This window comes from Streptomyces lincolnensis (assembly GCF_021173675.1).
Taxonomy (GTDB): Bacteria; Actinomycetota; Actinomycetes; order Streptomycetales; family Streptomycetaceae; genus Streptomyces; species Streptomyces lincolnensis_B.
Genome location: NZ_JAIHON010000008.1, coordinates 552,550 through 565,695, shown reverse-complemented (window position 1 = coordinate 565,695; position 13,146 = coordinate 552,550). Strand labels below are relative to the sequence as shown.

Genomic DNA, 13,146 nt, shown 5'->3' with positions numbered 1-13,146 from the left:
ACCCGCCTGCGAGACTTGCTCCCATGCGCATTGTGGTTCTGGCAGGCGGCATCGGTGGTGCACGGTTCCTGCGCGGTCTGAAGCGGGCCGCGCCGGACGCGGACGTCACCGTCATCGGCAACACCGGGGACGACATCCACCTCTTCGGGCTGAAGGTCTGCCCGGACCTCGACACGGTGATGTACACGCTCGGCGGCGGCATCAACGAGGAACAGGGCTGGGGGCGCGCGGAGGAGACCTTCCACCTCAAGGAGGAGCTCGCGGCGTACGGCGTCGGGCCCGAGTGGTTCGGCCTCGGTGACCGGGACTTCGCCACGCACATCGTGCGGACCCAGATGATCAGCGCCGGATACCCGCTCAGCGCGGTGACTCAGGCGCTGTGCGACCGGTGGAAGCCGGGCGTCCGGCTGATCCCGATGACCGACGACCGCGTCGAGACGCATGTCGCCGTCGAGGTGGACGGGGAGCGCAAGGCGGTGCACTTCCAGGAGTACTGGGTGCGGCTGCGGGCCTCCGTGCCGGCCGAGGCGATCGTGCCGGTGGGCGCCGAGCAGTCGAAGCCGGCGCCCGGCGTGCTGGAGGCGATCGCGGAGGCCGACGTCGTGCTGTTCCCGCCGTCCAACCCGGTCGTCTCCGTCGGCACGATCCTCTCCGTGCCCGGCATCCGCGAGGCGATCGCCGAGGCCGGGGTGCCGGTGGTCGGCCTGTCCCCCATCGTCGGGGACGCGCCCGTGCGCGGGATGGCCGACAAGGTGCTCGCGGCGGTCGGCGTGGAGTCCACGGCCGCGGCGGTCGCCGAGCACTACGGGTCGGGGCTGCTGGACGGCTGGCTGGTCGACACCGTCGACGCGGGCGCGGTGGAGCGGGTCGAGGCCGCCGGGATCCGGTGCCGGGCCGTTCCGCTGATGATGACCGACGTGGACGCGGCCGCGCAGATGGCGCGTGAGGCGCTGGCGCTGGCGGAGGAGGTGCGGGCGGTTTGAGCGGCCTGTCTGTGGACGGTTACCGGGTCTGGGCCGTCGCCGGGCTTCCCGAGGTACGGCAGGGCGACGACCTCGCCAAGCTGATCGCCACCGCCGAGCCCGGCCTGCTCGACGGGGACGTGCTCCTCGTCACCTCGAAGATCGTGTCCAAGGCCGAGGGGCGGGTCGTACAGGCGTCCGACCGGGAGGCGGCCATCGACGCCGAGACCGTCCGGGTCGTGGCGCGGCGGGGTCCGCTGCGGATCGTCGAGAACCGGCAGGGGCTCGTGATGGCCGCCGCCGGGGTGGACGCCTCCAACACCCCGTCCGGGACGGTGTTGTTGCTGCCCGAGGATCCGGACGCCTCCGCTCGGGCGATCCGGGACGGGCTGCGGGACGTTCTGGGGGTGGACGTCGGCGTGGTCGTCACCGACACGTTCGGCCGACCCTGGCGCGCGGGTCTCACGGATGTCGCCATCGGCGCCGCCGGGGTGCGCGTACTGGACGATCTGCGCGGGGGCACGGACGCGTACGGCAATCCGCTGGCCGCGACCGTCGTCGCGACGGCCGACGAGCTGGCCGCCGCGGGTGATCTGGTCAAGGGCAAGGCCGCCGGGCTGCCCGTCGCCGTGGTGCGCGGGCTGCCGCACGTGGTGGCCGAGGAGCACGGGGAGGGGGCGCGGGCCATGGTGCGCTCCGCGCGCGACGACATGTTCCGGCTGGGCACCTCCGAGGCGGTACGGGAGGCGGTCACCCAGCGGCGTACGGTCCGGGCCTTCACGGACGAGCCCGTCGACCCGGACTCCGTACGACGGGCCGTGGCCGCGGCCGTGACGGCACCGGCTCCGCACCACACGACACCGTGGCGGTTCGTGCTGCTGGAGTCGGAGCGGTCCCGGACCCGACTGCTGGACGCCATGCGCGACGCCTGGATCGCCGATCTGCGGCGGGACGGCAAGAGCGAGGAGTCCATCGCCAAGCGGGTCCGGCGGGGGGACGTCCTGCGCAACGCGCCCTATCTCGTCGTCCCCTGTCTGGTCATGGACGGGTCGCATTCCTACGGCGATCCGCGGCGGGACGGGGCCGAGCGGGAGATGTTCGTGGTCGCCGCGGGGGCGGGTGTGCAGAACTTCCTTGTCGCACTGGCCGGGGAGCGGCTGGGGTCGGCGTGGGTGTCGTCGACGATGTTCTGCCGGGATGTTGTGCGGGAGGTTCTTGGGCTGCCGTCGGACTGGGATCCGATGGGGGCGGTCGCCGTCGGGCATCCGGCGGAGGCGCCTCGGCCGCGGCCGGAGCGGGATGCGGGGAGTTTCATCGCGGTGCGGTGAGATGGGCCTAACCTCGTAGGGCCCGTGCGGCTCGTACGGCTTCTCTCGTATTCCAGGGGCTTCATCACGTGGCAGGACGCTTCTCTCCCCGGCCCACGCGTACCACCGTGCGCGGCGGGGAGGTCGTCGTGCCCTCGGGGGTGCCCCGGCAGGCGCCGGTCGCGGGGCGGGTGCGGACGTGGGTGCCGGGGTGGCCGGTGGATCTCGGGCTGGTGCTCGGGGCGCTGCGGCGCGGGCCGGGGGATCCGACGTTCCGGGCGATGCCGGACGGGTCCGTGTGGCGGGCCAGTCTGACGCCCGTCGGGCCGGGGACGCTGCGGGTGTCCGTCCACGGCGGTGAGGTGCGCGGGGAGGCGTGGGGGCCGGGGGGTGAGTGGCTGCTCTCGCGGTTGCCGGAGTTGTTGGGGGCCGCGGATGATCCGGCCGCTTTCGTGCCTCGGCATCGGGTGGTGGCTCAGGCGTGGCATCGGCGGCCGGGGTTGCGGTTGACGCGGACCGGGCTGGTGCTGGAGTCGTTGATTCCGTCGATTCTGGAGCAGAAGGTCACTACCGATGAGGCGTATCGGGCGTGGCGGTTGCTCGTGCGGAAGTTCGGGGAGCCGGCGCCGGGGCCTGCGGCGGGTGGGCGGTTGTTCGTGATGCCGGCGCCTCGGACGTGGGCGTTGATTCCGTCGTGGGAGTGGCATCGGGCCGGGGTCGACAACAAGCGGGCGTCGACGATTCTGCGGGCGGTTCGGGTGGCTTGGCGGTTGGAGGAGGCCGTGGCCATGTCGGCGGTGGAGGCTCGGGCTCGGTTGGAGGTCGTGGTGGGGGTGGGGCCGTGGACTTCGGCGGAGGTGGTGCAGCGGAGTCATGGGGCGGCGGATGCGGTGACCGTGGGGGATCTGCATCTGCCGGGGATCGTGGGGTGGGCGTTGGCCGGGGATCGGTCGGCGGATGATGCGGTGATGTTGTCGTTGCTGGAGCCTTATGCGGGGCAGCGGCATCGGGCGGCTCGGTTGATCTTGTTGAGTGGGCGGGGGCCGGGGCGGCGGGCGCCGCGGATGCCGCGGGGGGATATCGGGCGGTTGTGAGTCGTCTCCGGGTGCGTGGTGGTTGCTGTCTTTGGGTTTCGCCCCCGCCGCCCCTACCCGTCCCATCCCTGGGGCTGCCGCCCCCAGGGGGCTCCGCCCCCTGGACCCCCGATCGGCCCTGAAGGGGCCTCGTCCTCAAACGCCGGACGGGCTGGAAGTGCGGGACGGGCTGAAAGTGCGGGTGGGTGGGGGATCGGGACGGCAAGAGGTCGTCGTCGAACGCCGGACGGGCTGAGGAGGCCTGGGGCGGGGTTCGGCCTCGGACTCGGGCGAGCTGAATGTGCCTTGGGCAGGGGGCAGCCTGAGACGCCGGGCGGGCTGAATGGGTCTGGCCCGGCCGGCGGTTGGGTTGGCGGGTGGGGTGGTTACTGGTCTGAGGAGAAGCGGACTGCTCCTGCGGGGATCTGGGCGTCGCACCAGATGCGCATGCCGTCGCGGAGTTCGTTGTCGGGGCCGATGACGGCGCCGTCGCCGATGACGGTGTTGGTGAGGACGGAGCGTTCGCCGACGCGGGCGCGGGTGCCGATGAGGGAGTCGGTGATGACGGCGCCGGGTTCGATGACGGCGCCGGGGAGGATCGTGGAGCCGAAGACACGGGCCCCCTCAGCGATGAAGGCGCCCTCGCCTACCACCGTGCCGCCGGTGAGCTTGGCGTCAGGGGCCACGCGGGCGGTGGGCAGGACCAGGCGGTCGCCGCAGCGGCCGGGGACCGCGGGGGACGGGGCGCGGCCCAGGACCAGGTCGGCCGAGCCGCGGACGAAGGCCGCCGGGGTGCCGAGGTCCAGCCAGTAGGTGGAGTCGACCATGCCTTGCAGGTGGGCTCCGGCCGCCAACAGGTCCGGGAACGTCTCGCGTTCCACCGAGACCGGGCGGCCCTGCGGGATCGTGTCGATGACCGAGCGACGGAAGACGTAGGCGCCCGCGTTGATCTGGTCGGTGACGATCTCCTCGGGGGTCTGGGGCTTTTCGAGGAACGCCAGGACCTTGCCCGTCTCGTCCGTGGGGACCAGGCCGTAGGCGCGGGGGTCGGTGACCTTGGTGAGGTGCAGCGACACGTCCGCGGAGGTGCGCTCGTGGGTGTCCACCAGGGCCCTGATGTCCAGGCCGGTCAGGATGTCGCCGTTGAAGATCAGGACCGGGTCGTCGGGAGCCGAGTGCAGGCGGGAGGCGACGTTGCGGATCGCGCCGCCGGTGCCGAGGGGCTCCTCCTCGGTGACGTACTCGATGTGCAGGCCCAGGGAGGAGCCGTCGCCGAAGTACGGCTCGAAGACCTCCGCCAGGTAGGAGGTGGCGAGGACGATGTGGTCCACGCCCGCCGCTCTCGCTCTGGCCAACTGGTGCGTGAGGAAGGGGACCCCGGCCGCGCGGACCATGGGTTTCGGCGTGTGCACCGTGAGGGGGCGCAGCCGGGTTCCCTTGCCGCCGACCAGGAGGATCGCTTCTGTCACGTCGTCTCCGCTTCCTGCCGGGACCGGCCGAACTGACTCCGAACTGACTTTCGGCCGGTCAGTGTATGCAGACCGTTGTGTGGCGCCTTCGTTGGCCGTGCGGCATTCAGCCTCTTGTCCCCCGACGGCGAAGAACGTACCCCCCGAACAGACTGTCCGGCGCCCCACACGGTTCCCGGATCACGGCCCCGACCTGGCCCGTTCTAGCGCCCCTGGAGACGGGCCGCCTTCGTGCGGGTCGTGTCGAGCTTCCGGTAGAGCTGCCAGCCGGGGCACTCCGTGGCGAAGCCGTCCCGGTGACCGGAGATCACGTTCAGTCGTACGTTCTTTCCCTTTCGGTAGAGATTGCCACCGCCGGACTTCAGATATGTCTTTCCGCGGGGATTGGCGCCGTGCAGTCCGAGCTTCCACGCGGTGAGCCGGGCGATGGCCTTCACGGTGGCGGCGGGCGGCTTGGTGGCTCCGTGGCTGCCGAGGACGGCGATCCCCATGCTGTTGGTGTTGAAACCGAGCGTGTGTGCGCCCAGAACCGGCTTCGCCACGCCCCCGGCCCGGCCCTCGTAGATGTTTCCGCACTTGTCGACGAGGAAGTTGTAGCCGATGTCACGCCAGCCCATGCTCTTGACGTGGTAGCGGTAGATACCGCGAATGACGGAGGGCGCCTGCGCGCAGCGGTATCCGTTGCCGGAGGCCGTGTGGTGGACGAAGGCGGCCTTGACCTTCTTCGTGTAGACGAACTTCCTCTCCCGCAGCTTCTCGTTCGCGCCCCAGCCGCGCCGCGTGACGATCCGCGGCCGTGGGCCGATGTACGGCTTCGCGCGCTGCGCCGGCGTCAACTGGCCGTCCCTCAGGGCGAGCAGTTCGCGTTCGGTCGTCCGCCGGTCGAGGGCGGGGATCTCGGTGGCGCCGAGCGGGGCCGACAGTTCGAGGTTGACGGCGGAGGCGTCGACGGCGGCGAGGGCCTCGGCCGGTTCGGCGGTCGGGGCGATGTGGTCGGGGGCCGCGATCGCGCGGGCCCGTTGGACCGAGGGGGGCTCGGCCGAGGGGGCCTCCACCGGGGGAGGCTCCACCGGGGTCTCCTCGCCCGGGTCGACCAGTTCGAGGCGGAGGCCTGCCGGGAGGGGGGTGACGGGGGTCGCCGTGCGGGGGCCGCGGGCCGTGTCCTCGGTCCGCGGTCCCGTCTCCGCGCGGACCCGTACCTCCACGCCGTCCGAATCGCCCACCCACAGGGGTGCGGTGGCGCCCCGGACGCGGCCCGAGGTGCGCTCGGCGGTGTCCGGGTCGGCCGCGTGGTCGGCGTTGTGGGTCTCGACGTCCTGCCAGCCGGACCAGACGTCCGTGCCGGCGGCGCGGGTACGGACCTGGACGCGGCCGTGCAGTTCGACGTCCGGGTCGTCCCAGATGACGCCGACGAGCGAGAAGTGCCGTACGTCCTGGCGGAACAGGCCCTGTTCGGTGGCGGGGCCGAGGGTGCGGTCGTGGGTGCGGGGGGCGAGGGGGAGCGACTGGGTGCCGCCTCGTACGTCCGGCGCCGATCCGTTCCGCGCCGGGTGTGCCGGGGCCGGTCTCGCCGCCGCGGTCGACGCCGGTCTCGCCGCCGTGGCCGACACGCTCGCCGGGACCGGGGCGTGCGCCGCGGTCGCCGGCGGGGTCAGCGGGAGGGCCAGAGCGGCCGCACAGGTGACACCGATCGAGGAAGCAAGAAGTCCACGCATGCCCCTGATCTTGGACATAGTCATACATATCTGTCCATCGGGGAACTGACGGGCCGTTGGGCGGCGTTCCGCCGAACCGGTGGCCGTGCGGGGGCTCGGGGCTCGATCCGGGGGCCGGGGCCCGCGTACGCTTCTGCGGGTGACTGCCACCGATCGCACCCCTGCCGACCTGCTGCGTTCCGCGCTCGCCGCGGATCCCGGACGTCCCCTGGTGACCTTCTACGACGACGCCACGGGCGAGCGGGTCGAATTGTCCGTCGCCACCTTCGCCAATTGGGTGGCCAAGACCTCGAACCTTCTCCAGTCGGACCTCGCGGCGGCGCCCGGGGATCGGGTGGCGCTGTTGCTGCCCGCGCATTGGCAGACGGCGGTGTGGTTGCTGGCGTGTTCGTCGGTGGGGGTGATCGCGGACGTCGGCGGGGACGCAGGGGCGGCGGATGTCGTGGTGAGCGGGCCCGACTCGCTCGACGCGGCTCGGGCCTGTTCCGGGGAGCGGGTGGCGTTGGCGTTGCGGCCGTTGGGCGGGCGGTTTCCGCAGACGCCGGACGGGTTCGTGGACTATGCCGTCGAGGTGCCGAGTCAGGGGGACCGGTTCGTGCCGTTCACTCCCGTGGATCCCGAGGAGCCCGCGTTGATCGTGGCCGGGCGGGAGTTCAGTGGGGCGGAGGTTGTGGAGCGGGCTCGGGCGGAGGCGGTGGGGCTGGGGCTCACGGGGCCGGGGTCGCGGTTGTTGTCGGGGTTGCCTTATGACACGTGGGAGGGGCTCAACGCGGGGTTGTTCGGGCCGCTGGCCACGGGTGGGTCCGTGGTGTTGTGCCGGCATCTGGAGCGGCTGGGCGAGGAGGCGTTGGCCAAGCGGATCGAGAGTGAGCGGGTGAGTGTTACCGCGCGGTAGGCTCCGCCGGTTGCGCGGGTGGGGTGGGTGGGGTGACCGTCCCTGGGGGCTGTGCCCCCAGACCCCCGGGCTTTTTCGCCCCCGCCGCCCCTACCCGTCCCATCACCAGGGGCTGCCGCCCCTTCGACCCCGCCCAGGGGGCTCCGCCCCCTGGACCCCCGATCGGCCCTGAAGGGGCCTCGTCCTCAAACGCCGGACGGGCTGGCAGTGCGGGCTTGTTCTCAAACGCCGGACGGGCTGACAGTGCGGGCTTGTTCTCAAACACCGGACGGGCCGGCAGTGCGGGACCGGCTGAAAGTGCGGGTGGGTGGGGGATCGGGACGGCGTCAGCTCGTCCTCGAACGCCGGACGGGCTGACAGCGCGGGCTGGTTCTCAAACACCGGACGGGCCGAGAGGGCCTGGACCGGGATTGAGATACGCCCCCGCCCACCGCCCCATCCACCCGTTCGGCCCAGCTCCACCCACCCCCCTCCCCCCGCCCACGGCATCGTCGTAGGAGGAGCCCGCACTGCACGCTCGTATGCCATGAGGGGTGGATTTCGACGTGAGCGAGACCGGAGGTGGTGGGGTCGGGCTCGGGCCCGGGGTGGGGGCGTCGGCCGGTGGGGGTGGGCTGAGGCGGCGGCGTCGGCGGCGGTGGGTGCGGGGTGGGGGGATCGCGGTGGTGGTGGTCGTGGTGGCGGCCGCCGGGGTGGGGTGGGGGGTCTACGCCAAGCTGGACGGGAACATCAGGTCGGACGACGCGGCCGCGACGGAGCTGGCGCGGTACGAGAAGGAGCGGCCGACGGCGCTGGTGCGGGGTGCGCAGAACATTCTGCTGATCGGGTCGGACTCGCGGTCGGGGGACGGGAACCGGCGCTACGGCAGGGATTCCGGGACCGAACGGTCGGACACGACGATCCTGTTGCACCTGGCGGCGGGGCGGCGCAGCGCCACCGCGGTGTCGTTGCCGCGGGACCTGATGGTGGACGTGCCGGGGTGCGCGCGGCCGGACGGCAGTCGTACCGAGCCGATGTTCGCGATGTTCAACCAGGCGTTCCAGGTCGGGGGTTCGGCGTGCACGATCCGGACCGTGGAGCGGTTGACGGACATCCGGGTGGATCACCACATGGTCGTCGACTTCCACGGGTTCAAGGACATGGTGGACGCGGTCGACGGGGTCGAGGTGTGTCTCGCGGAGCCGATTCGCGACAAGGCTGCGAAGCTGCGGCTGCCGGCGGGGCGGGTGAAGCTGAACGGGGAACAGGCGCTCGGGTACGTGCGGGCGCGGAAGTCGTTGGGCAACGGCAGTGACACCGACCGGATGGACCGGCAGCAGCGTTTTCTCGGGGCGCTCGTCAACAAGGTGCGCGGCAACGACGTCCTGCTGAATCCGGTGAAGCTCTATCCCGTGCTGGACGCGGCCACGTCGTCGCTGACGACCGACCCGGGACTGGCGAGCTTGCGTGGTTTGTACGAACTCGTGCGCGGCCTGCGTCACATCCCCACCGAACGTGTGCAATTCCTGACGGTGCCGCGGGAGTCGTATGTCTACAACGCCAATCGCGACCAACTCGTCGAGCCCGAGGCGGAAAGGTTGTTCGAACGATTGCGCGCGGACGCGCCGGTCGAGGTGACACGGAACACGTCCCGGGATTCGGCGACGGAGGACGGCCATGCGACCGACACAGAACGCGAAGGCGGAGAAAACGGGAGTTTGTGCGAGTGCTCCGACTACGGGGAGTACACCGATCGCGACCTGAGCGGTAGTTCGGGCGAGGACGGGAAGGCGGAAAACAAGCGGCCCGACGAGCCCGCCCCGATTCCGTCCCCGACGCCCACCTTCCGTGGAAACACCGCTGCCCAGGACTCCTGCGGGTAAAGCGTTCACCAAGGCGACGAACCACCGTCCGAGAGAATGGGCGAATTGCCCGGTTGTAGGGACGTGGAATGCGTCACCGGCGTCCCTCCGCGTCATAAACGGCGGTTAGTGTGAGCGATCCGGTGCAACCGGCCAGAGGTCCGTCCTGGGGTCGAGCACTGTGACCGAGACCCGGGCGCCCTGGAGGGGGAGGGTGCCGCGCTGCCCCGACGGAGGAATCGGACAATCGTGGACGCGCAAGGCCGTGGGCGGGCGGACGACATCGACCCCGCAGACCAGTGGGTGCTCAATCCGAACACCGGCGAATACGAACTGCGACTGACCCCATCCGCACCGCAGTCGGCGGTCCCCGGACCCCGCAGATCCCCCGTGCGTGGAGCGGGCGGCGCGGACGGCGTGATCGGCGGCAGGGCGGTCAACCGTACGGCGGCCCCCGGGCGCGCGGCTCCCGCGGCGCCCGGTCGTGACGTGCCGCCCCCGCGCAGGCGGCGCGGTGTGCCGGAGGAGCCGCTGCCCGGGCGGCGCGGACGCCGGCCGGTGAAGAAGAAGTCCAAGGGCAAGAAGGCCCTGCTGTGGACCGGCGGGACGATGGCGTTCCTGCTGGTGGCCGCGGCGGGCGGCGCCTACCTCTACATCGAGCACCTCAACGGCAACATCACCTCCGTCGCCGACGACGGCGCGAGCACCGGTGGCTTCCAGAAGGACAAGGCGATCAACATCCTGTTGATCGGCACGGACAAGCGCACGGGCTCCGGCAACGAGGGCTACGGCGACGCGGGCAGCGTCGGCCACGCGGACACCACGATCCTGCTGCACGTCTCCAAGGACCGGACGAACGCGACCGCGCTGAGCATCCCGCGCGACCTGATCACGGACATCCCGGACTGCCCGACCACGCAGGAGGACGGCACCCAGAAGGTCATCCCGGGCACCGAGGGCGTCCGTTTCAACACCAGCCTCGGCCAGGACGGCCGGACGCCGAGCTGCACCATGCGGACCGTCACCGAGCTGACGGGCGTCACTCCCGACAACTTCATGGTGGCCGACTTCAACGCCGTCAAGACGCTGACCACGGCGGTCGGCGGCGTCGACGTGTGCCTGGGCAAGGACATCGACGACCCGGACTCGCATCTGAACCTGAAGAAGGGGATGCAGCACATCTCGGGCGAGACGGCGCTCGCGTTCGTGCGCACCCGGCACGCGGTCGGGTTCGGCGGCGACCTGAGCCGGATCACGCTCCAGCAGAACTTCCTCAGCGCGCTGATGCGGAAGCTGAAGTCCAACGACACGCTCACCAGCCCCTCGAAGATGATCAAGCTGGCCGAGGCGGGCACCAAGGCGCTCACCGTGGACTCCCAGCTGGACAGCATCACCAAGCTCAAGGACCTGGGGATGGAGCTGGGCAAGCTCAACGTCAAGAACCTCACCTTCACCACGGTCCCGGTGATCGACAACCCGGCGGAGAAGGTCAAGGCGACCGTCGTCGTCAACCCGACGTCCGCTCCCCAGGTCTTCGACATGATCAAGAACGATGTGTCGTTCACCGAGGTCAAGGCGGAGAAGAAGAAGGAGGCGGCCGCCGTCGCCGCCCGTCTGAAGGGCACCAAGGCCGACGCCTCCGAGGTCCGGGTGCAGATCATGAACGGCGGTGCGGAGGCCGGCAGCGCGCAGGCGGAACTGGAGTACCTCCAGAACAGCGAGGGCGTGCTGAAGTCGGAGAACGCGGGCAACGCACCGGCGGAACTCACGAAGACCACCCTTGAGTACGCTCCCGACCAGGCCGACCAGGCCCGCCGTCTCGCGGACATCCTGGGGCTGTCCGGCTCGGCGATGAAGCCGGGCGAGAGCGTGACCAACTCCCAGGGTCTGCCGACGATGACCCTGACCCTGGGCAAGGACTTCAAGGGCGCCGGAGTGAAGCTCAACTCCTCGTCCGGGGCAACCCCCGAGGGGGTTCAGAAGTCCACTGCTGACAAGGTCGAGTGCGCCAAGTGACCTGACGGGCCTGTCGTACGTCTAACGGGACGTACTGGCAGGCCCGTTCGACGGCGCGAGGGTGGGGAGACAGGGGATGACGCACAGCAGTGTGCACGGGGAGGGGACCCGGCCGGACGTCCGGGAGAGCCGTCGTGGGGGCGACGGACCCGGCCGGGACGAGGACGGCGGCAGACCGGAGGGCTCCGGGAGCGACGGCGCCAAAAGCACCGGCGGTGGGCACGGCGGGCGGCGTGGCCGTCCCAAGGCCGGACGCAAGCACCGCGTGCTCCGCTGGTCCGCGACGACGCTCGCGGTGCTGATACTGGGGACGGCGGGCGCCGGTTACCTCTACTACCAGCACCTCAACGGCAACATCGAGAAGGGCGAGCGCAGCAGCGGCGACTCCAAGGCCCACAAGGCGGAGCCGAACGCGGCCGGGCAGACGCCGGTGAACATCCTGCTGCTCGGCTCCGACAGCCGTAACTCCGACGAGAACGTGGCGCTCGGCGGCAGCCGGGACAACCGCGGCAACCCGCCGCTGGCGGACGTGCAGATGCTCATCCACCTGTCCGCGGACCGCAAGAGCGCCGCGGTGGTGAGCATTCCGCGCGACACCCGCGTGGACATCCCCGCGTGCGAGGACCCGGAGACGGGTGAGAAGTTCCGGGCGACCAACCGGATCATCAACGAGTCGCTGGCCCGCGGCGGTGCCGGCTGCACGCTGGCCACCTGGGAGAACCTCACCGGCATCTACATCGACCACTGGATGACGATCGACTTCGCGGGCGTGGTGAGCATGGCGGACGCCATCGGCGGCGTCGAGGTCTGTGTGAACCAGAACGTGTGGGACCGCCCGCTGCCAGGCTCATCCGGCGGCTCCGGTCTGAAGATGAAGGCCGGCACGCGGAAGGTCGAGGGCAAGCAGGCGCTCCAGTGGCTGCGCACCCGGCACGCCTGGGGCAGCGACCCGCTGCGGGCGCGGGCCCAGCACATGTACATGAACTCGATGATCCGCACGCTGAAGGACCAGAACGTCTTCACCGACGGCGGCCGGCTGATGGACCTGGCCGAGGCGGCCACCGACTCGCTGAAGGTCTCCGAGGAACTCGGCTCGGTCAAGGAGCTCTACGACCTGGCGATGCAGCTCAAGACGGTGCCCACGGACCGCATCACCATGACGACGATGCCGACCGTCCAGGACCCCCAGGACATCAACCACCTGCTGCCGGCCACGGACGACGCCGAGAAGATGTGGGCGATGCTCCGCGACGACGTGCCCTTCGACGACAGGGGCACCGGCGACGCGAAGGCGAAGCCGCAGACACAGACACAGCGGACGGAGAGCGCCGACCCCTCCGCCGCGAAGGACGAGATCGGCGTCCTGGTGCAGAACGCCACCCGGACCTCCACGCTCGGCCCGGTCTCCGGCCGGGCCTCCGAGATCGCCGGGGAACTGGTGGACAAGGGCTACGCCCAGGCGGCCAGGGACACCGGGTCGGCGGCCTCGGAGGCGAAGACCGTGGTGCGCTATCCGAGCGCCGAACTGGAGGGCGACGCCCAGGAGGTCGCCACATCCCTAGGGATTCCGACGAGTTCCGTGAAGCGGTCGACGGATGTGTCCGGTGTCACCGTCGTCGTGGGCGCCGACTGGCGTACCGGGACGTCCTATCCGAAGCAGGCACCGCCGAAGGCCGGTGATCTGCCCAGCACGTCGGACGCCATCAACGGCTCGGACACCAAACAGTGCATGGATGTGTACCCGCCCTATCGCTGGTAGTCCCCGGGCGGTCGCCAACTGCCCCTGCTCGAACTCTCTTTCAAACAAAACCCGAGGAAAGTTCACTCGATGCCCGGGCGTGCGGATAGTGTGAGCGATTCAGTGGGGG

9 protein-coding genes are annotated in these 13,146 nt (G+C 70.9%); 7 read left to right on the top strand and 2 right to left on the bottom strand.

The features are described 5' to 3' along the window. The first annotated feature begins 23 nt into the window (after positions 1-23). The 3 genes from cofD (at position 24) to K4B79_RS26360 (ending at position 3,363) form a co-directional block, all read left to right on the top strand. Positions 24-983, top strand: a complete 960-nt coding sequence (cofD, locus tag K4B79_RS26370) for a 2-phospho-L-lactate transferase (protein WP_232029390.1) — start codon at positions 24-26, stop codon at positions 981-983. A 5-nt stretch (positions 984-988) separates the two neighbouring features. Further along, on the top strand, positions 989-2,290 hold the full coding sequence (locus K4B79_RS26365) for a coenzyme F420-0:L-glutamate ligase (protein ID WP_374208516.1): 1,302 nt from the start codon (positions 989-991) through the stop codon (positions 2,288-2,290). A gap of 68 nt (positions 2,291-2,358) precedes the next feature. Continuing rightward, complete coding sequence (locus K4B79_RS26360) at positions 2,359-3,363, top strand: DNA-3-methyladenine glycosylase family protein (protein WP_232029388.1); 1,005 nt, start codon at positions 2,359-2,361, stop codon at positions 3,361-3,363. A 365-nt stretch (positions 3,364-3,728) separates the two neighbouring features. Here K4B79_RS26360 and K4B79_RS26355 read toward each other — a convergent pair whose 3' ends face one another. Beyond that, on the bottom strand, positions 3,729-4,811 hold the full coding sequence (locus K4B79_RS26355; RefSeq protein WP_232029387.1) for a sugar phosphate nucleotidyltransferase: 1,083 nt from the start codon (positions 4,809-4,811) through the stop codon (positions 3,729-3,731). A 203-nt stretch (positions 4,812-5,014) separates the two neighbouring features. Next, positions 5,015-6,544 (bottom strand): N-acetylmuramoyl-L-alanine amidase, encoded by a 1,530-nt coding sequence (locus K4B79_RS26350; protein WP_374208515.1) that lies wholly within the window; start codon positions 6,542-6,544, stop codon positions 5,015-5,017. A gap of 121 nt (positions 6,545-6,665) precedes the next feature. On the opposite strand from K4B79_RS26350, the gene K4B79_RS26345 reads away from it, so the two are divergent. The 4 genes from K4B79_RS26345 to K4B79_RS26330 all read left to right on the top strand — a co-directional run bounded on the left by K4B79_RS26345 (position 6,666) and on the right by K4B79_RS26330 (position 13,037). After that, on the top strand, positions 6,666-7,421 hold the full coding sequence (locus tag K4B79_RS26345; RefSeq protein ID WP_232029385.1) for a TIGR03089 family protein: 756 nt from the start codon (positions 6,666-6,668) through the stop codon (positions 7,419-7,421). Positions 7,422-7,966: 545 nt separating this feature from the next. Continuing rightward, a complete protein-coding gene (locus K4B79_RS26340; RefSeq protein ID WP_232029384.1) occupies positions 7,967-9,283 on the top strand; it encodes an LCP family protein in 1,317 nt (438 codons plus the stop codon). 228 nt (positions 9,284-9,511) lie between these two features. Beyond that, a complete protein-coding gene (locus tag K4B79_RS26335) occupies positions 9,512-11,278 on the top strand; it encodes an LCP family protein (protein ID WP_232029383.1) in 1,767 nt (588 codons plus the stop codon). Between the two features lie 76 nt (positions 11,279-11,354). After that, positions 11,355-13,037: an LCP family protein gene (locus K4B79_RS26330; protein ID WP_232029382.1), complete on the top strand. Its 1,683-nt coding sequence runs from the start codon at positions 11,355-11,357 to the stop codon at positions 13,035-13,037. Positions 13,038-13,146: the final 109 nt, after the last annotated feature.